General features: G+C 64.4%; 19 protein-coding genes and 1 tRNA gene. 5 read left to right on the plus strand and 15 right to left on the minus strand.

Going from position 1 to position 19,337, the window contains the following annotated elements:
• Window position 1 precedes the first annotated feature (1 nt).
• Complete coding sequence (locus VK792_RS05485; protein ID WP_326296353.1) at window positions 2–898, plus strand: transglutaminase family protein; 897 nt, start codon at window positions 2–4, stop codon at window positions 896–898.
• 119 nt (window positions 899–1,017) lie between these two features.
• On the opposite strand, the gene VK792_RS05490 is transcribed toward VK792_RS05485, so the two are convergent.
• From VK792_RS05490 to VK792_RS05510, 5 genes are all read right to left on the minus strand, one after another.
• A tRNA-Pro gene (locus VK792_RS05490) sits at window positions 1,018–1,094 on the minus strand.
• A gap of 45 nt (window positions 1,095–1,139) precedes the next feature.
• On the minus strand, window positions 1,140–2,105 hold the full coding sequence (locus VK792_RS05495) for a DMT family transporter (protein WP_326296354.1): 966 nt from the start codon (window positions 2,103–2,105) through the stop codon (window positions 1,140–1,142).
• A gap of 84 nt (window positions 2,106–2,189) precedes the next feature.
• Window positions 2,190–2,555, minus strand: a complete 366-nt coding sequence (locus VK792_RS05500) for a hypothetical protein (RefSeq protein ID WP_326296355.1) — start codon at window positions 2,553–2,555, stop codon at window positions 2,190–2,192.
• Window positions 2,556–2,699: 144 nt separating this feature from the next.
• Window positions 2,700–3,803 (minus strand): 3-isopropylmalate dehydrogenase, encoded by a 1,104-nt coding sequence (leuB, locus tag VK792_RS05505; protein WP_326296356.1) that lies wholly within the window; start codon window positions 3,801–3,803, stop codon window positions 2,700–2,702.
• Between the two features lie 70 nt (window positions 3,804–3,873).
• Entirely contained in the window at window positions 3,874–4,776 is a 903-nt protein-coding gene (locus VK792_RS05510) for a LysR family transcriptional regulator (RefSeq protein WP_326296357.1), read from the minus strand.
• A 105-nt stretch (window positions 4,777–4,881) separates the two neighbouring features.
• Here VK792_RS05510 and VK792_RS05515 point away from each other — a divergent pair, with 105 nt between their 5' ends.
• On the plus strand, window positions 4,882–5,775 hold the full coding sequence (locus VK792_RS05515; protein ID WP_326296358.1) for a Rossmann-fold NAD(P)-binding domain-containing protein: 894 nt from the start codon (window positions 4,882–4,884) through the stop codon (window positions 5,773–5,775).
• On the opposite strand, the gene VK792_RS05520 is transcribed toward VK792_RS05515, so the two are convergent.
• From VK792_RS05520 to VK792_RS05540, 5 genes are all read right to left on the minus strand, one after another.
• Window positions 5,765–6,634, minus strand: a complete 870-nt coding sequence (locus VK792_RS05520; RefSeq protein ID WP_326296359.1) for an endonuclease/exonuclease/phosphatase family protein — start codon at window positions 6,632–6,634, stop codon at window positions 5,765–5,767. The genes VK792_RS05515 and VK792_RS05520 overlap by 11 nt on opposite strands.
• A 101-nt stretch (window positions 6,635–6,735) precedes the next feature.
• A complete protein-coding gene (locus tag VK792_RS05525) occupies window positions 6,736–7,572 on the minus strand; it encodes a hypothetical protein (protein ID WP_326296360.1) in 837 nt (278 codons plus the stop codon).
• Between the two features lie 327 nt (window positions 7,573–7,899).
• Window positions 7,900–8,505: a 3-isopropylmalate dehydratase small subunit gene (gene leuD, locus VK792_RS05530; RefSeq protein ID WP_326296361.1), complete on the minus strand. Its 606-nt coding sequence runs from the start codon at window positions 8,503–8,505 to the stop codon at window positions 7,900–7,902.
• A 183-nt stretch (window positions 8,506–8,688) separates the two neighbouring features.
• Entirely contained in the window at window positions 8,689–10,104 is a 1,416-nt protein-coding gene (leuC, locus tag VK792_RS05535; RefSeq protein WP_326296362.1) for a 3-isopropylmalate dehydratase large subunit, read from the minus strand.
• A 71-nt stretch (window positions 10,105–10,175) separates the two neighbouring features.
• Complete coding sequence (locus VK792_RS05540) at window positions 10,176–10,319, minus strand: isopropylmalate isomerase (protein WP_326296363.1); 144 nt, start codon at window positions 10,317–10,319, stop codon at window positions 10,176–10,178.
• A gap of 105 nt (window positions 10,320–10,424) precedes the next feature.
• Here VK792_RS05540 and VK792_RS05545 point away from each other — a divergent pair, with 105 nt between their 5' ends.
• Window positions 10,425–11,825: a mechanosensitive ion channel family protein gene (locus VK792_RS05545; RefSeq protein ID WP_326296364.1), complete on the plus strand. Its 1,401-nt coding sequence runs from the start codon at window positions 10,425–10,427 to the stop codon at window positions 11,823–11,825.
• Here the strand turns inward: VK792_RS05545 and VK792_RS05550 are convergent.
• The gene (locus tag VK792_RS05550; protein ID WP_326296365.1) at window positions 11,813–12,826 is read right to left on the minus strand and encodes an NAD-dependent epimerase/dehydratase family protein; all 1,014 of its coding nucleotides are present in this window, start codon (window positions 12,824–12,826) and stop codon (window positions 11,813–11,815) included. The genes VK792_RS05545 and VK792_RS05550 overlap by 13 nt on opposite strands.
• 136 nt (window positions 12,827–12,962) lie before the next feature.
• On the opposite strand from VK792_RS05550, the gene glmM reads away from it, so the two are divergent.
• Window positions 12,963–14,303: a phosphoglucosamine mutase gene (glmM, locus tag VK792_RS05555; RefSeq protein ID WP_326296366.1), complete on the plus strand. Its 1,341-nt coding sequence runs from the start codon at window positions 12,963–12,965 to the stop codon at window positions 14,301–14,303.
• A gap of 234 nt (window positions 14,304–14,537) precedes the next feature.
• A complete protein-coding gene (galU, locus tag VK792_RS05560) occupies window positions 14,538–15,425 on the plus strand; it encodes a UTP--glucose-1-phosphate uridylyltransferase GalU (RefSeq protein ID WP_326296367.1) in 888 nt (295 codons plus the stop codon).
• Between the two features lie 51 nt (window positions 15,426–15,476).
• On the opposite strand, the gene VK792_RS05565 is transcribed toward galU, so the two are convergent.
• Genes VK792_RS05565 through VK792_RS05580 form a run of 4 tightly spaced genes read right to left on the minus strand, consistent with a single transcriptional unit; the run spans window position 15,477 to window position 19,304 of the window.
• Window positions 15,477–15,722 (minus strand): ubiquitin family protein, encoded by a 246-nt coding sequence (locus VK792_RS05565; RefSeq protein WP_326296368.1) that lies wholly within the window; start codon window positions 15,720–15,722, stop codon window positions 15,477–15,479.
• The gene (locus VK792_RS05570) at window positions 15,719–17,959 is read right to left on the minus strand and encodes a xanthine dehydrogenase family protein molybdopterin-binding subunit (protein ID WP_326296369.1); all 2,241 of its coding nucleotides are present in this window, start codon (window positions 17,957–17,959) and stop codon (window positions 15,719–15,721) included. The genes VK792_RS05565 and VK792_RS05570 overlap by 4 nt, the downstream gene beginning before the upstream one ends.
• Window positions 17,959–18,441 (minus strand): (2Fe-2S)-binding protein, encoded by a 483-nt coding sequence (locus VK792_RS05575; protein WP_326296370.1) that lies wholly within the window; start codon window positions 18,439–18,441, stop codon window positions 17,959–17,961. The genes VK792_RS05570 and VK792_RS05575 overlap by 1 nt, the downstream gene beginning before the upstream one ends.
• Window positions 18,438–19,304 (minus strand): FAD binding domain-containing protein, encoded by an 867-nt coding sequence (locus VK792_RS05580; RefSeq protein ID WP_326296371.1) that lies wholly within the window; start codon window positions 19,302–19,304, stop codon window positions 18,438–18,440. The genes VK792_RS05575 and VK792_RS05580 overlap by 4 nt, the downstream gene beginning before the upstream one ends.
• Between the last annotated feature and the right edge of the window lie 33 nt (window positions 19,305–19,337).

Genomic DNA, 19,337 nt, shown 5'->3' on the forward strand with positions numbered 1-19,337 from the left:
GATGCGTTTCGATATCTCTCTGACGGTCGAATATGACTATGATTCCGCGTCGGATCATGCCCGCAATCTGCTGCATGTATTCCCGGCCATGATCTCTGGCCGTCAGAACGTGATCGCAGGGCTGCTATCGGTGGATCCGGTGCCGCCGGAACGCTGGGACGGGGTCGATTTTTTCGGCAACCCGACCACCTGGATCAGCTTTCATCAACCGATCGACCGGATTGAGGTTTCGCTGCGGGCCTCGGTTGAACGGCTGCCCGCAGAGGCGGCACTGGAACTTTCGGTGGGGCTGGAAACGTTGGCACGGGACATAGCCAGCGTGCACAGCCTGGAGCCGCTGGCCCCGCATCATTTCCTGGGGCCGTCGGTTCGCACCGGGCCAGAGCCTGACATGACCGCCTTTGCCCGCGCCTGCCTGTCACCGGGCATGACCACGGCGCAGGCGGTCGCAGCGATTGGCCACGCGCTGTATTCGGAAATGACGTTTGATGCCGAGGCGACGGATGTGCACACCCCCCCGGCAGAGGCCTTTGCCAACCGTCACGGTGTTTGTCAGGATTTCACCCACATCATGATCGCCTGTCTGCGCGGGATCGGCATTCCTGCGGGCTATGTATCGGGGTTTCTGCGCACGCTGCCGCCACCGGGTCAACCCCGGTTGGAAGGGGCCGACGCGATGCATGCCTGGGTGCGGGCGTGGTGCGGGCGTGAGGCCGGCTGGATTGAATTCGACCCGACGAATGACGTTTTCGTCGCGCAGGACCACATCGTCATTGGCTTTGGCCGCGACTATTTCGACGTGGCCCCGGTGCGTGGGATGATGCGCACCGCAGGCGGGCAGGCCAGCCATCACAGCGTTGACGTTGTCCCGGCAGAGCCGGAACCCGCGGGGCGTTAGGCCAAGAACGGTCACGCGCCGGGCGACCCGGAACGACCGTGACCCGGCCCATTTGATCCGCGTGGCATCGCTCGCTCAGGGCCCGGAGTGCCCGTAGGCATCAGAGATTTTATGATTATTGGTCGGAGTGAGAGGATTCGAACCTCCGGCCCCTGCCTCCCGAAGACAGTGCTCTACCAGGCTGAGCTACACTCCGACCGTGCGGCGCGGCATAGCCCAGCCACAGGGGTTTGGCAAGGGGCTATTGGCGGGCTTTGGGTTTCTTTCGCACAAGGCGCAGAACCAGCCCGACGCGGGGCAAGGTGCCGGTGTCCAGGCGGGTGCGGCTGCGCAGCACCGGGGTGTTGTCAGAGGCCTGAGAGCGCCCTTCGCGCAGCACGATATAGGTGCCGCTGGCGATGATCACGGTGGCGCCCAGCAGGGTCATGCCATCGGGATATTCGTCAAAGAACAGCACGCCATAAAGTGCTGCCCACAGGATCTGGGAATACTGCATGGGCGCCACGACCACGGCTTCGCCCGCCTTGTAGGCCGCGATCACCAGGGCCGAGGCCACAAACCCCATCGCGGACATCAACGCCAGACCGCCCAGATGCGCCACCGGCATGGGTTGGTAGACAAAGGGCATCAGCGCCCCCATCAGCACGAAATTCGCCAGCATCGGATACAGCAACAAAACCACGCTGCGTTCATCCTGTCCGATCTTGCGCACGATGATCGACGAAAACGAACTGAACACCGCAGCCACCAACGCGGCGACATGGCCCAGGCTCAGATCCGTGGTGCCGGGGCGCAGCACGATCAGCACGCCGCACAGGCCCACGATCACCGCAATCCAGCGGCGCAGACGCACGGTTTCACCCAAAATGGGGATCGCCAATATGGTGATCAGCAGTGGCGCAGCGAACAGGATCGCATAGGTCTGCGCCATCGGAATGGTCGAAAACGCATAAAAGGCGGACGCGCCGGTGATCACCGTTGCCAGCGTCCGAAACAGGGTCCACCACAGGTGAACAGGCCGCAGATGTCCCGGTTCGGAATCGCGGATCAGCATGATCGTGACGAGCGGAAAACCGAAGAACACGCTGAAAAACACGATCTGAAACGGGCTGTAGGTATCGCCAAGCGTTTTCACGATCACGTCGTGGGTCGAAAAAATCGCGAAGGCCAGCAGCGCAAGCAGCGCGCCCCGGGCGTTGTGTCCCATGGTGACAGGTCCGATGTTGACGATAGCGCCCCCGTGCTATCCCCGGGCGGTCCCGGGGATCAAGAGCTTTTCGGTGGCTCCGGCCTAAAGTGCCAGCGCGCCGCGTCCAAACAGGAACTGCCAGCGGCTGCCATCCGACATCGTGACAAAACCAGACCCACGCCTGGCGGTCTCAAAGGCGGCGGTGCCGATGCCGGTCAGACCATTGGAACAGACCACCGGAAAGCTGACGGTGCGGATGTCGGCATATTGGGTATAGGTGCCGGTGCAGGTGACCCGGCCATTCGTGGCCTGAAAACTGCCTCCTTCCAGGAAGGTATTGGTGGCTGCCCCACGGAACACCACGCCGCCCTCGCCGATCACGGTCACGGGATAGGCGGTGTCACAGGCGGCCAGGGTCAGGGCAAGCGACAGGCCCGCGGCCAAGCGGATCTTGAATCGGGTCAACATGAAATATCTTTCGGGCAATGGTTTCTGAACCACAATCACATAGGGGCACCAGAGCGCAGGCCCCAGTCCGGTATACCCGACCTTCATAAATGCCAAAGGCCCCGCATCGTGCAGGGCCTTTGGGGGGGTTCCGTTGGGCCGAGCTTACAGGCTGGCGTCCAGCGCCGCCACGATCGCGTCGCCCATTTCAGAGGTGGACACAGGCTGTTTGCCTTCTTCGCCCAGCAGGTCCGCGGTGCGATAGCCGTCGGCAAGAACCTTTTCCACGGCCTGTTCCAGGCGGGTCGCTTCGTCGCCGTGGTCAAAGCTGTAACGCAGCGCCATGGCGAAGGACAGGATGCAGGCAATCGGGTTGGCCTTGCCCTGACCGGCGATGTCGGGGGCAGAGCCGTGTACCGGCTCGTACAGCGCTTTCGGGCGGCCATTGGCCATCGGTGCCCCCAGCGACGCGGACGGCAGCATGCCCAGCGAACCAGTCAGCATTGCGGCGGCATCCGACAGCAGGTCGCCGAACAGGTTGTCGGTGACGATCACGTCGAACTGCTTGGGCCAGCGGCACAGCTGCATGGCGCCGGCGTCGGCATACATGTGGCTCAGCGCGACCTCGGGGTAGTCCTTGCTGACCTCGGTCACGACTTCGCGCCACAGAACCCCCGATTCCATGACGTTGGCCTTTTCCATCGAACAGAGCTTCTTGTTCCGGCGCATCGCCAGTTCAAAGGCGCTGCGGGCAACCCGGTCGATTTCCGATTCGGTATAGCGCTGGGTGTTGATGCCGACGCGCTCGTTGCCTTCTTCGATGATGCCGCGCGGCTCTCCAAAGTAGATGCCAGAGGTCAGTTCGCGCACGATCATGATATCCAGACCGGCGACGACATCCTTTTTCAGGCTGCTGAAATCGGCCAGCGCGTCGAAGCACTGGGCCGGGCGCAGGTTGGCATACAGATCCATTTCCTTGCGCAGGCGCAGCAGACCGCGTTCAGGTTTCACGCTGAAGTCGAGGTTGTCGTATTTCGGGCCGCCGACGGCGCCCAACAGGACGGCGTCGACCTCTTGTGCCTTGGCCATGGTGTCGTCGTGCAGCGGGGTGCCGTGCTTGTCATAGGCGCAGCCACCGACAAGATCTTCGGTGACGTCGAAGGCCAGACCACGGTTGGCGCCGTACCAGTCGATGATCTTGCGCACTTCGGCCATGACTTCGGGGCCGATCCCGTCACCGGGAAGGATAAGAAGCGAGGGGTTGGTCATTGCGGGCTGTCCTTCGGTTATAACGGCTTTCGCCTATCGCTTGCGCCGCACAACGTCAAGAAACGCCGGGTCAACGCGGCATGACAAGGGGGCGCAAACCGTCTTCCAGGGCGGTCCAGACCCGACGGATGCGGGGCGTGGTGCGCACGGCCTCGTGCGCGGCAAGCCACAGGGGCAGCGTGGGAATCGGGTAATTCACCGGCAAGCGCACGACGCCGGGATCGTGGTCGGCGACACAGCTCATCACGAAACCGGCGCCGCAGCCCGCGCGGACCAGTTCCCAGTACACCAGCGTCTGATCACAGCGGGTTGCGAACCAATCGCGTTGCGCCGGGATCCCCAGCGTCTGCATCCCACGCAGGATCGCATCGTTTCGGTCAAAACCGACCATGCCCAGTTCGATCGTATCGTCGAAATTCTCGGGGGTTCCGAAACGCTCGACCAGCGATTTGGCCGCGTAGAGCCCGATCTCAAGTTCACCCAGATACCGGGTGACCACATCCAGTTGCTCGGACCGGAACATCCGCACGGCGATGTCGGCTTCGCGGAACAGCAGGTTCTCCGTTTCGTCCGTCGCGACAAGGTCGATGCTGATCTCGGGCTCGTCCCGTCGCAATTGCGACAGGATGCCGGGCAAGTGGTGCTGTGCCACGAAAACGCTGGCGGTCAGGCGCACCGGGCCCGACAGTTTCTCGGACCGGCTGGCGGCCGTCAGGCTCAGCCCGTGCATCCCGTCGCGCATCCGCTGCGCATGCGGCAGCAGCGCGTGGCCGGTCTCAGACAGGGACAGGCCGCGTGGATGTCGCTGGAAAAGGGTGACTTCCAGAAGCGATTCCAATTGCTTGATCTGGCGGCCGACAGTGGGTTGGCTGCTGCCCAGTTGCCGTGCCGCATCAGACAAAGACCCGGTTTCGGCCACCGCCACAAAGGTCTGAACCAACGACCAATCGAGTTGGGTAAGCGTAGCGTCCATTCAATATTGAATATCAAATCTGCGATTCTTGGCAATACTCATACTGGTGTGAATGCCGCATCTTGTCTTCATTGGTTGATCCCACCACCGATGAGGAGGCACAAGATGCCGGGAACCGTACTGATCCTTGGCGCAACCGGCCGGTTTGGCCGCAACATGGCCGAAGCTTTCTGGAACCGCGGCTGGACCGTGCGCCTGTTCGACCGCAAGCGCGACGATCTGGCGATCGCCGCGCAGGGGGCCGATGTCATCGTGAATGGCTGGAACCCGCCCTATCACCGTTGGCAGGCGGAATTGCCGGGTCAGATCGACCGGCTTATTGACGTCACCCGCCAGACCGGTGCGACGCTGTTGCAACCCGGCAATGTCTATGTCTACGGCGCTAAGGCCCCGGCCCGCCTTGCGCCGGACACCGCGCATCTGGCCGACAACCCGCTGGGCCGTCTGCGGGTCGCGCTCGAGGCGCGGCTGCGGGATGCAGGGATCCCGGTGATCTTGCTGCGGGCGGGGGATTTCATTGATACGACCGCATCCGGCAACTGGTTCGACAAGATCATGGCAGCCAAGCTGCCCAATGGGTCCTTCGTCTATCCCGGTCCGCTGGATCGTGACCACGCATGGGCGTTCCTGCCCGATCTGGCGCGCGCCGGCGTGGCGTTGTGCGAGCGACGGGCGCACCTGCCCCGGTTTGCCGAGGTCACTTTCCCCGGCTATACCCTGACCGGTGCGCAGTTGGGGGCGCTGGTCGCGCAGGCGCTGGGGCGTCCGGTGGCGATCAAACAGATGTCGTGGTGGCCGATCCAACTGGCCCGTCCGGTGCTGAAAATCGCCGGCGGGCTGCTGGAGATGCGGTACTTGTGGTCCAAGCCCCACCATTTGGATGGTGCGGCCTTCGATGAGATGCTGCCCGAGTTTCATCCGACCGAACCGGTCGAGGCGTTGCGCCAGGCACTGTCGGTCTCGGACGCCACCGCCGAGCCGCAACCGGTCATGGGTTAAGGTCGACCCAGGCCAGCCCGTGCACCGCGGAGCCGTTCGGGGGCCAGTCAACGCCGGCCCCTGTCACACGACACCCCGCCCAGGGCAGAACATAGCTGACCCGCAGCGGCCCCGGTGCCTTTTGCCAGTTCGCGGTGATCGCGCCATGGGGGCCTTGCGGGACGGGGTCTTGCAGGCGGGGATCGGTCAGCAGGGCGCGCAACGGCCCTTTGCGGCCCTCCCCGCGATCGGGGTCAAGGTTGGCATTGCCGGCAATCACGATGCGATCCGGTGGCGGGCCAAAGGCCCCGTCCAGCACCAGTGACCACAGCCGCGCCTCATCCGCGTTGCGACGCCCATTGCGGTCCTCTGGCCCGTCGAACACCGGCGGAGTGGCGTGGAATGCCAGCACCGCGATCGGTGGATCAGACTGGATTGGCACGATCCAGTGCCCGGTCGAAGACAGGCGCTGCACCGCGCGCCCGGGATCGTCGGCGGGCATCGCGCTGCCGGGCAGTGCGTCCCAAAGCAGGGTGCTGAGGTCCGTGACCCGGTCTTCGTCGATCGGCCAGCGCGACAGCACCGCCATGCCGCCCTGACCGGAAAACCGGCCATAGCCTTGCGCATCCCGTGGCCCGTCGTCGCGCCCATCGCCATCCAGGTCGATTCCCGTCGGCAGGCCGGTGTTTGGACGCAAGGCAAAAACATGGGGCAGGGGATGCCCCGCCTCTGCCAGCCACGCCGCCAGTGCGCGCAGCGCGGCGCGGTCGTGGTCAAAGTCGATATCGGTCAGAACCAACACATCGGGGTGCCGCATGACAATCGTCTGCACGCTGGCGGACAGACTATCATCGCGGTTCAGCAGGTCCCGCAGCAACAACCCGGGCCCCTTGCGCGACAGGTCGGCGTGAAAGGTGGCGACGCGGATCGGCTCTGCCCAGCAGGACAGGGCCAGGCCCAGCCACGCCAGCAGGCCGGGGATCAGGCGATCTGCAAGCCATCGTCGCCGCGCTGCGCATAGGCGCGGCGGCGCTTTTCCTCGATCAGGGCGGCGACACGTAACAGGGCCGTGCCCCGGATGATCAAGCTGGTCGGCAGAAAGGCCCAAAGCGATACGATCCAGATCAGTGTTTCCGGCTCTGCCGGGGACAGCAACGTGACGAACGGCGACACGATCCCGACAAGTGCCGGGGTCAAGAATGGCATCAGGAATCCTAAGGCAATGTTAATCTGGGCGTCGCGCTTCATCCGGGCCAGCACGTCGCCGCCGCTGGTCGGGTCAAACATCGGCAGGTTCACATGCACGTTGAACGCGCCGTTGTTCAAAGGCCAGTCCAGCGTTTTCAGGATCCAGAGCGTCAAGATCACGGCAACCGATGACAGGACAAGGCCAAGCCCGGCTGCATCGCGCACAAGTTCGACGCCACTTGCGGTGTTGCGCGGATCGGCGATTGTCAGCAGGTGCACGGGCGAAAACGGAAAGTCCAGCGCCTGGCCCACCGGTGCCGCAAGCGCAGCGACCTGGCTGCCCCAGCCGCCGTGCCCGGTGCCGTCAGACACCACAGCCGTAACCACCAACAGCAGCGCCAGCAGCGTGACAAAGCGCAGACGGTTGATTGGCGGGGCGCTGCGAAAATCAATCAGGCTTGGCGCGGCCCCGGCATATTCGACAAAGGTCAGAATACCCGCCAGAAGCGCGACAAAGGCGATGGCCTGTGTGGAATCCGCGGCCGTTCCCGGAAAAACCACCGAAGGGGTCATCACCAGCCCGGTCACAAGAACCGCGCGCACGCCGGCGGTGAAGCTGCGTTTGATCACTGCTCTATCCTCATCAGGCTGGTCGCGATGCGATGCCGCGGCCTTATGCCCGTGTTTCCGCGCCGATTGTGGCGCGCTGCCTCATTGTTGCCCAATTTTTGCCGTGTTTGTTGCGGCCGCTCAACCGTGCAGCGGGGAAGAGGCGGAAAATTCCCTCAGATCCCTTGGAACATGATGCGCAAAAGCCGCAATCCGGGGGGCGGTTGCGGTGAAACCCTGCGAAAAATCAATATGTTGTGGAAAGGGGGTGTGCAGCCATATGACGCTATTTGGCGTCGATCTGGCCGCGAAACCCGCCCCGCATGTGGCGGGGCGGGGGGAACCGGATCAGACCCAGGGACGTTCCTGCGCCATGCGGGACTCGAACGTTTCGATCGCGCCGGCCTTTTCCATCGTCAGGCCGATATCGTCCAGGCCATTGAGAAGGCAGTGTTTCTTGAACGGATCGATCTCGAAGTTGAAGACTTCGCCGTCCGAGGTGGTCACGGTCTGGGTTTCCAGATCGACGATCATCCGGGCGTTCGACCCCTTCTCTGCGTCCTTCATCAGCACGTCCACGGCGTCCTGGGGCATGACGATGGGCAGCATGCCGTTCTTGAAGCAGTTGTTGTAGAAGATGTCGGCAAAGCTGGTGGAAATCACCGCCTTGATGCCGAAATCCGCCAGCGCCCAGGGGGCGTGTTCACGGGACGAGCCACAGCCGAAATTGTTGCCGGCGACAAGGATCGACGCCTCGCGGTATTGCGGTTTATTCAGAACGAAATCAGGGATTTCGTTGCCCTGGCGGTCATAGCGCATCTCGTCGAAGGCGTGCACGCCCAGACCGGAGCGTTTGATCGTCTTGAGGAATTCCTTGGGGATGATCATGTCGGTGTCGATGTTGACCAGCGGCATGGGCGCCGCGATCCCGGTGAGTTTCTCGAACTTTTCCATCTGCGTTCTCCTAAAGCTGACCCTCAACATCTTGTGTTGGCGGTCGCCGGGGCCCGGGGGCACAGTCGATGCACAACCCATGCACATTCCATGCATGCCGCAGTGCAGAAACCCGGCGCTTCGCCCCGATGCGGGCCAAAGGCATGGTTGACGGGGCAGGGGGGTTCCCCGCCCCGGGACGGGTCAGGCGTCTTCGCCCATCAGGTCGCGCACGTCGGTCAGGTGACCGGTGATCGCGGCGGCGGCGGCCATCGCGGGCGACACCAGGTGGGTGCGGCCCTTGTAGCCCTGACGGCCCTCGAAGTTGCGGTTCGAAGTCGAGGCGCAACGCTCGCCTTCGGACAGCTGGTCGGGGTTCATCGCAAGGCACATGGAACAGCCCGCAAGGCGCCATTCGAAACCGGCCTCCTTGAAGATGTCGGCCAGGCCTTCCTCTTCGGCCTGGGCGCGGACAAGGCCCGAGCCCGGCACGACCATGGCGCGTTTCACCTTGATCTTCTTGCCTTTCAGGATATCTGCCGCGGCACGCAGGTCTTCGATCCGGCCGTTGGTGCAGGACCCGATGAAAACGGTGTCGATCTCGATATCGGTCAGCTTCTGACCCGGGGTCAGACCCATGTAATCCAGCGCGCGCCGTGCCGCATCGACCTTGCCGCCCTTGAAATCCTCGGGCGCGGGAACGGTTGCGGAAATCGGCAGCACGTCCTCGGGCGAGGTGCCCCAGGTCACGACGGGCTCGATGTCTTCGCCGCGGATGGTCACGACCTTGTCCCAATGCGCATCGTCATCGGAATAGAGCGTCTTCCACCAGGTCAGCGCCGCTTCCCACTGGGCACCTTTCGGGGCATGCGGGCGGCCGTTGACATAGACAAAGGTCTTTTCATCCGGTGCGATCAGGCCGGCGCGGGCGCCACCCTCGATCGCCATGTTGCAGACGGTCATCCGGCCTTCCATCGACAGGTCGCGGATCGCTTCGCCGCAATATTCGATGACATAGCCGGTGCCGCCGCCGGTGCCGGTGTGGCCGATCACGGACAGGGTGATGTCCTTGGCGGTCACGCCCGGGCGCAGCTTGCCGGTGATTTCCACCTTCATGTTCTTGGATTTCTTCTGGATCAGCGTCTGCGTCGCCAGAACGTGTTCCACTTCGGATGTGCCGATGCCATGCGCCAGCGCACCGAAGGCGCCGTGGGTCGCGGTGTGGCTGTCGCCGCAGACCACGGTCATGCCCGGCAGGGTCCAGCCGTTTTCCGGACCGACGATGTGCACGATGCCCTGGCGGATGTCGCTGACCGGATAATAGTGCACGCCGAAATCACGGGCGTTCTTGTCGAGCGCGGCAACCTGGATGCGGCTGTCCTCGGTCATCTGCGCCGGGTCTTCGCGGCCCGCTGTGGTCGGCACGTTGTGGTCCGGCACGGCGATGGTCTTGTCGGGGCTGTGCACCTTGCGGCCGGCCATGCGCAGACCTTCGAAGGCCTGCGGGCTGGTCACCTCGTGCACGAGGTGGCGGTCGATATACAGAAGGCAGGTGCCGTCGGCGTCTTCCTGGACGACGTGGGCATCCCAGATCTTGTCATAGAGCGTTTTGGGGGACATGTGGTCCTCTCCCGTTCAGAATGTTTGCAAAAGGCGGTTGGTCAGGCGCGCCGGATCCCCGGCGCAAACGATTATAGTCGGGCCAGAACCGTGTGGCTGGCACCATAGAACCGTTCGCGCAGCCGCGCCCGGTCGTCGAGATCAAAGACCATTTCCATGGCGCCCAGATACAGCCTGCGCCGGATTCTCGCAAGTGCGGGCTGTGGGCAGCGCAATCGCGGGGCTCAGGGCGCTTTGCCGCGGAGCGCTGGGCCTTGCCGCTTTGCGCGGCCCTTGCCCGGTGTCACAAGCCGTGCAACGCTTGGACAAACGGACGACACATGACCACAGACGCACCCACGCCAGATCCCTCTGCCGCCGCCACGGGGGCAACCGCAACGCCGGACCAGGCCGCAACGACGGCCGAGGTGGCCCAGGACATTGCCACCGGATTGCTGGCTCAGGCCGAGAATTTCCTGCTGGGTCTGATGCGGCCGTGGAATGCTTATCAGGTTGGGATCGCGCTGGCGGTGTTCGTGCTGGCGGTGCTGTTGGCGCGGATGGCGCAGCCGCGTCTGCGCGAATGGCTGCGCACCCGGGACAACTGGCCGATGTGGCGGACCCGGCTGGGCTTGATGGTGCATCGCCGGATGCGGATGATCCTGTTCGCGCTGCTGTTGTGGTCGACGGTCTGGATCATGCGAGAGGTGACCTGGCCCAGCCGGTCCTACCTGTTGTCGATCATCGCGAACTGGGCCACCGCGTGGCTGTTCATCGCGTTTGCGACCCGGCTGATCACCAACGGCCTGCTGCGCACCATCGTGCGCTATGGCGCGTGGTCCTGGGTGACGCTGAACATTCTTGGCCTGACAGACGAGGCGGAAACGCTGCTGGCCAGTTTCTCGGTCAATTTCGGGTCGACCCATATCAGCGCCTGGCTGGCGCTGAAGGCGGTGGTGATGCTGGCCGTGCTGATGGCGGCGGCGCGCGGGGTGGCGGTGGCCACCACTGCCAGCATCAAGTCCAATTCCGAAATCAGCCCGTCGATGCAGGTTCTGGCGGTCAAGTTCCTGCAAGTCGTGCTGTACGGGGCGGCGTTCTTTCTTGGGCTGCGGCTGGTGGGGGTCGACCTGACCGGGTTGGCGGTATTGTCGGGGGCCATCGGTGTCGGCATCGGCTTTGGCCTGCAAAAGGTGGTGTCGAATCTTGTGTCCGGGGTGATCATCCTGCTGGACAAGTCGATCAAGCCGGGCGACGTGATCAGCCTTGGCGATACGTTCGGCTGGATCGAAAGCCTGGGCGCGCGCTATGTCAGCGTCGTGACGCGCGACGGCAAGGAATACCTGATCCCGAACGAGGATCTGATCACCGGGCAGGTCGTCAACTGGTCCCATTCCAACGATTTCGTGCGGCTGGATATCCATTTTGGCACGGCCTATTCCGACGACCCGCACAAGGTGCGCAAGATCGCCGTCGACGCGGCGCGGTCGGTTGACCGGGTCCTGACGCAAAAGCCGCCGGTTTGCCATATCATCGGCTTCGGCGACAGCTCTGTGGACTACGTGCTGCGGTTCTGGATAACTGATCCGACCGGCGGGCTGACCAACATTCGTGGCAACGTGTTCCTGGCGCTGTGGGATGCGTTCAAGGCAAACGATATCTCGATTCCGTTTCCGCAGCGCGAGGTCAAGGTTCTGGACGGGTCGGTTCTGCGGACAGAGCCGGACGGTCAGGCGTCATAGTAGGCGCGATACCAATCGACGAACGCCGCCAGCCCGTCGCCCACGTCGGTCTGCGGGCGGTACCCCGTCAGCCGGTGCAGAAGGCTGGCATCGGCCCATGTCGCGGGCACGTCGCCCTTTTGCATCGGCAGCAGGTTTTTTTGCGCCTCGATCCCCAGCGCGCGTTCCAGCGCCGCGATGAAATCGGTCAGCTTCACGCTGGTCGAATTGCCGATGTTGACGACACGATACGGGGCCACCGGGCTGAGACTGTCGCCCTCGGGCACGGTTTCACCATCGGCAGGGCGCACAGGCGGCGTGTCGATCAACAGACGGATCGCGCGGACAAGATCACCGACATAGGTGAAATCGCGGTACATCTCGCCGTTGTTGTAAACGTCAATCGGGTCGCCGTTCAGAATGGCGCGGGTAAACTTGAAATAGGCCATGTCGGGCCGGCCCCAGGGCCCGTAGACGGTGAAAAACCGGAACAGGGTGGTCGGCAGGTTCCAAAGGTGGGCATAGGAATGGCCCATTGCCTCTGTCGCCTTCTTGGTGGCGGCGTAGATCGTCATCGGCAGGTCGGCCTTGTGCGTTTCGGCATAGGGCATCTGCGTGTTCGCCCCGTAAACCGACGACGTCGAGGCCATCAGCAGATGCGCAACCTGCTGTTGCCGCGCCGCCTCCATCACGTTGAATGTGCCAACGATGTTGCTGTCGATATAGCTGCGCGGGTTTTCAAGGCTGTAGCGCACCCCGGCCTGCGCCGCGAGGTGGACGATCACGTCGGGTTTGCAGTCGGCTGCCAGGCTTTCGATCAGACCCGGCGTTTCCAGCATCCCTTCGGTAAAGGCGAACCCGTCGCGGACCCGTAGCCGGGCCAGCCGGTCGCGTTTCAACGCGATGTCGTAATAGGTCGTCATGCCGTCGGTGCCGCAGACGGTGAACCCGTCGTTCAGCAGCAGCTGACACAGGTGGTATCCGATGAACCCGGCAGCGCCGGTGACAAGGGCCGTGGGCATCAGCCGCTCCTTTCCGATTCGCGGCGCAGCCGCCACCCGGTGACAAGAACCTGCCGATCCGGGGCAAAGCCGTTAGACAGCGCGCCATGCAGGATGTATCTGGAAACCGCAGGAACAAACAATACGGGCGGGACCGGTGGCAGACAGGTTTTTCGGGACAGACGGCGTCAGGGGCATGGCCAACAGCTATCCGATGACGGCGGACATCGCGTTGCGGCTGGGGGCGGCGGCGGGCCGCTATTTCCGGCAAGACAAGAATGACCATCGTGTCGTTATCGGCAAGGACACCCGGCTGTCGGGGTACATGATCGAAAACGCGCTGACCGCGGGGTTTACGTCTTCGGGGATGAACGTGTTTCTGTTGGGGCCGGTGCCGACGCCTGCGATCGGCTATCTGACACACAGCCTGCGCGCAGACGTGGGCGTGATGATTTCGGCCAGCCACAACCCGGCCACGGACAACGGGATCAAGTTCTTCGGCCCCGATGGTTTCAAACTGTCAGACGAGGCAGAGCGCGAGATCGAACGCCTGCTGAACACCGGTGTGACCCCCGCACGGCCTGGCAATATTGGCCGCGCCCGCCGGTTCGAGGACGCCCGGGGCCGCTATGTCGAATACGCCAAGACCACCTTTCCGCGCCGCAAGCGGCTGGATGGTCTGCGGGTTGTGGTGGATTGCGCCAACGGTGCCGCCTATCGCACGGCACCTGCCGTGCTTTGGGAACTGGGCGCCGAGGTGATCCCGGTAGGGGTTGAACCCAATGGCCTGAACATCAACGCGGAATGCGGCTCGACCCACCCTGAAACCGCCGCGCGCAAGGTGCGCGACACCCGCGCCGACCTGGGGATCTGCCTGGACGGCGATGCCGACCGGCTGATTTTGATCGACGAAAAGGGCCATGTGGCCGACGGCGACCAGATCATGGGCCTGATCGCGACCCGCTGGGCGCAGGAAGGCCGATTGGCCGGGGGGGCCGTGGCCGCCACGGTGATGTCGAACCTGGGCTTGGAACGGCACCTGGAACGCTTTGGGATCGGGCTGGAGCGGACCTCTGTCGGTGACCGCTACGTTGTCGAGCGGATGCGGGAGAAAGGCTTGAACCTGGGGGGGGAACAGTCGGGCCATATCGTTCTGACCGATTACGCCACCACCGGTGACGGGCTGATCGCGGCGCTGCAGTTCCTGGCGACGATGGTCGAAACCGGCCAGAAGGCCAGCAAGCTGGCGCGCGTGTTCGCCCCGGTGCCGCAAAAGCTGATCAATCTGCGCTATGCTGCGGGCAAGGCTCCGCTGGACGCCGACGCGGTACAAGAGGCGATCAGGGCCGGTGAACAGCGGCTGGGCACGGGCGGGCGCCTGCTGATCCGCAAATCAGGCACCGAACCGCTGATCCGGGTCATGGGCGAAGCGGGCGATACCGCGCTGCTGGAAGATGTGCTCAACAGCATCGTCGCCGCCGTGAAGGCCGAAAGCTGAGCTGCCGACTGGGCGGGATTCGGCCCGCGCGTGTCGCGCCGCTTGGAAAACGACCGTGGGCAGAATGCCTGTTTTGGTGGCGTTTTGAGAACAACCAGAGTCCGTCTGCCGGTGCGCCTGTTGTAATATGCAAAAACCTGCCGCAATACAGGGCGGGACTATTGGACAGTCGCCCCAGCATTTGGCCTGTGACCTGCGGGGCTGACCGGAAGCGGTGGCAAAAGGAAATTTTTAATGAACAAAGTGACTAAAGCGGTCTTTCCGGTGGCAGGGCTTGGCACGCGCTTTCTGCCCGCAACGAAATCCGTTCCGAAGGAAATCATGACGCTGGTGGACCGTCCGCTGGTGCAATACGCGATTGACGAGGCCCGCGCCGCGGGGATCAAGGAATTCATTTTCGTGACCTCTCGCGGCAAGGGCGCGCTGGAAGATTATTTCGATCACGCGCCGCAACTGGAACAATCGCTGGCCGACAGCGGCAAGGACGACCTGCTGGAAATCCTGCGCTCGACCAACATGGATTCGGGTGAGGTCGCCTATATCCGTCAGCACCGCGCGCTTGGGCTTGGCCACGCGGTCTGGTGCGCCCGCCGCCTGATCGGCGATGAGCCTTTTGCCGTCATGCTGCCCGACGACGTGATTTCGGGCGACACGCCCTGCCTGCAGCAGATGGTCGAAGCGTATGAGGAAACCGGCGGCAACATGGTGGCCGCGATGGAAGTGCCGATTGAAAAGGCCAGCGCCTATGGTATGCTTGACGTCAAGGACGACATGGGCTCGCTGGTGTCGGTCAAGGGCATGGTCGAAAAACCCAAGGCCGGCACCGCACCGTCGAACCTGGCCGTGATCGGGCGCTACATCCTGTCGCCCAAGGTTCTGGACAGCCTGAACGCGATGGAAACCGGCGCGGGCGGCGAGATCCAACTGACCGACGCGATTGCCCAGCAGATCGACGGCGAGGGCGTGTATGGCTATCGCTTCCGCGGTGAGCGGTTCGACTGCGGGTCGAAGTCGGGCTTCCTGCAGGCAACCGTGTCCTTCGCGCTGGCGCGTGACGACCTGAAGACCGAACTGTCGGCTTTCCTGCACGACATCGTTTCGGCGGAAAAAGCCGCGCAGTGATCTGGCGTGACGCGAACAGGAAAGCCGGGGCCGTGACCCCGGCTTTTCTTGTCAGCCGCCGCGCAGGCGCTGCATCAGGTAAATTTCGTTTTCCGGCCCGATGGCGTGGTGACGCGACGGCTTCATTTCTCCGTCCACGGTCACGGAAACCCCGGCCTCTATCAGCGGGCCAAGGCCTGGATGCGCCACGACCAGCGCATCCAGCATTTCGCCGATGGTCGTTGCCTCGACCTCGACGGTTTCTGCGCCGTCGGTCAGACGGCGCAGACCGGACCACAGGTGGACCGTGACGCTCACCCCAGCGCCTTGATCGCCGCCAGCACGCTGGGCGGGTTCATCGGCAACGATCGCAGCCGCGCGCCGGTGGCCGCGTGGATTGCATTGGCAATGGCGGGCAGGGGCGGAGTGATGCCGGTTTCACCGACACCGCGCACGCCATAGGGATGGCCGGGGTTCGGCACCTCGACGATCACCGTGTCGATCATCGGCAGGTCCGAGGCGACCGGCACGCGGTAATCCAGGAACACCGGGTTCTGCAGCCGGCCGTCGTCGCCGTAGATGTAGCCTTCGTTCAGGGCCCATCCGATGCCCTGCGCGGCACCGCCCTGGTACTGGCCTTCGACATAGGACGGGTGGATCGCCCGGCCCGCGTCCTGCACGACAAGATAGCGCAGGATCGTGGTGCGCCCGGTTTCGGGATCGACCTCGACATCCACCACATGCGCGCCAAAGGACGCGCCAACGCCATCGGGGACCGATTCATGGTGGCCCGCGATCGGGCCGCCGGTGCTGCTCATCTTGGCGGCGATTTCCTTGATCGTCATCGGCGGGAATTTCCCGGCGTTGGGGCCAGCGGGCTGGGCCGCGCCATCGACCCATTCGACCGCTTCGGCGTCGATCCCCCATTCGGCGGCGGCGCGACGGCACATTTCCGTGATCGCCTGGCGCGCGGCGATCACCGCCGCCTTGCCGCTGGCAAAGGTGGCCCGGCTGCCGTGGGTCGGTTCGTTGACCCCCAGCGCGCCGGTTTCCACCACGTTCACCCGCACGTCGTCATAGGCAATGCCCAGGGTTTCCGCCGTCATCAACGCGATCGAGGCGCGCAAGCCGCCGATATCGGGTGTGCCGATCGACACCTGCGCGGTGCCGTCTTCGGAAATCGCCATCGACACCGAGGTGTCGCCGCCGTGGTTGAACCAGAAGCCCGACGCGACTCCGCGCCCCTGGTTGGGTCCAAGCGGCGCCTGCAGGTTGGGGTGGGCTTTCATCGCTTCCAGCACCTCGACCAGACCGATCGAACCGAATTTCGGCCCATAGCTGGACTGGTCTCCATCGCGCACGGCGTTCTTCAGCCGGGTGTCAATGGGGTCAAGGTTCAGTTCCTTGCACATCTCGTCAACAAGGCTTTCGACGGCATAGGCCGCCATCGGCGAGCCCGGGGCCCGGTAGGCCGCGGCGCGCGGGCGGTTGGCCAGCACGTCGAACCCTTCGTGATGCAGCGCGGGCACCTTGTAGGCGGCAAAGGCGCAATAGAGCGCCATATCGACCGGCGCACCGGGGAACGCCCCGCCCTGCATCCGGAACACCACCTTGCCGGCGGTCATGGTGCCGTCTTTCTTCATCCCGATCTTGACGTCCATCGACGCCGACGCGGTCGGCCCGGTGGCGCGCAGCACTTCGGCCCGACTCATCACCACCTTGACCGGACGGCCGCCCGCCTTGCGCGACAACGCCAGCGACAGGGGTTCCATGAAGATCGTGGTCTTGCCGCCGAAGCCGCCGCCGATCTCGGACGGGGTGACGCGCAGTTGCGCCGGGTCAAGGCCCAGAACGTCGGTGCACATCTTGCGGATGTACCAGTGGCCCTGGGTGCAGACCCACATTTCGCCTTTGCCGTCGCTGCCCAACTGACCCAGGCAGGCATGGGGTTCGATATAGCCCTGGTGCGTTGCCTCGGTCTTGTAGGTCTTTTCCATGACCAGGTCGGCCGCGGCAAAGCCTGCGTCCAGATCGCCATGGCCGAATTCCATGTAGCGCACGACGTTCGGCGGCATGCCTTCGGGCACGGTCGCATCGGCGGCGCCGGCGCGGATCACCGGGGCGTCGGGCTTGATCGCCTCGTCCACGTCGGTGACATGGGGCAGGATTTCATACTCGACCTCGACCAGCCGGGCGGCATCCTGCGCGATCAGGGCGGATATCGCGGCAACTGCCGCCACCGCGTGCCCGTCATACAGCGCGCGTTCCCCGGCCATGGTGTTTTCCTGCATGTTCCAGGCTTCGCCGGTCAGGCCCTCCGGGAAATCGGCGCGGGTGATCACGGCCTTGACGCCGGGCAGGGCCTCGGCCTTCGAAGTGTCGATGCGCACGATTCGGGCATGGGCATGGGGGCTGCGCACGACGGCGGCCCAGAGCATGCCGGGGGCCGCGATATCGGCTCCGTACCGGGCACGGCCGGTGACTTTGTCCAGACCGTCGGGACGGTCGGGACGGGTGCCGACCAGGCGGAATTCCTTGTATTCGTCCTTGGCCATCACGCAGCCTCCCCACGCAGTTCCGCGGCCGCGTCCAGCACGGCGCGCACGATCTTGTCATAGCCGGTGCAGCGGCACAGGTTCCCCGCCAGCCAATACCGGACTTCCTCTTCGGTTGGGTCGGGGTTCTGGTCGAGCAGCGCCTTGGACGCCACGAGGAACCCCGGGGTGCAGAACCCGCATTGCAGCGCGGCATGTTCCACGAACTTGCGTTGCAGCGGGTGCAGGTCGTTGCCCTTGGCCATGCCTTCGATGGTGTCGACGGTCTTGCCTTCGGCCTCGACCCCCAGGACCAGGCAGGAACTGACCAGGACACCGTCCAGCATCACCGAACAGGCCCCGCAATCGCCGGTGCCACAGCCTTCCTTCGAGCCGGTCATCCCCAGCTTGTCGCGCAGGCAGTCCAGCAGGGTTTCGCGCGGGTCGGTCAGGAATTCGACCGTATCGCCGTTGACGGTGGTGGTCACATGAACCTTGCTCATTTCGCGGCTCCTTTCGCGCGGTCATAGGCGATGCGGGCGGCGCGGCGGGCGAGGACCCCGGCCACCTCGGTGCGGAACGCCACGGTGCCGCGCTTGTCGTCGATGGGGTTGCAGGCGGCCTCGGCCGCCTTGGTCAGGGCGGCCAGCGCGGCATCGTCCAGCGATGTGCCGATGATCGCCGCCGCCGCGTCGGGCGCCAGCCGCACGGTGGGGGCGACGGCCCCCAGCGCCACGCGCGCTTCGGTGATCGTATCGCCGTCCAGTCGCAGGTTCACGGCGCAGCCCACAACGGCGATGTCCATTTCCGTCCGCGGGATGAACCGCAGGTAGGCATCGCCGCCGTTTGCGCCGCGCGGCGGCAGCGTGATGGCCGAGATCACCTCGCCCGGTTGCAGCGCCGTCTTGCCGGGGCCGGTCGGCACGTCTTCGACCGCCAGTTCCCGGTCGCCGTCCGGTCCGGTGATGGCAACGGTCGCACCCGCGGCGACAAGGCCCGGGACCGAATCCGCCGCAGGGCTGCCGTTGCACAGGTTGCCGGTCAGCGTCGCGCGGCCCTGCACCTGGGTCGAACCGACGAGTTCCATGCCCTCGACCACGCCGGGCCAGTCGGCGATCAGTGCGTCATGGGCACCCAGTCGCGCGCCCGAGACCGCCACGCCGATCTTCCAGCCGCCATCGTCCGTGCGGGTGATGTCCATCACGCCGGGGATGTGTTTCAGGTCGATCAGGTCGTCGGGCGTCACCATGCCCGCGCGCAGTTGCACCAGAACGTCGGTGCCACCTGCAAGGAACCGGGTGATCCCCCCGGCACCGGCAGCGATTTCGGCCGCTTCGGTAAATGTCGATGGTGTATGATAGCGCATTCCGCCTCCTTGCAGTGCGACCTGCAATTGCCG

This window comes from Mesobacterium hydrothermale, assembly GCF_035818635.1.
GTDB classification, from domain to species: domain Bacteria; phylum Pseudomonadota; class Alphaproteobacteria; order Rhodobacterales; family Rhodobacteraceae; genus Mesobacterium_A; species Mesobacterium_A hydrothermale.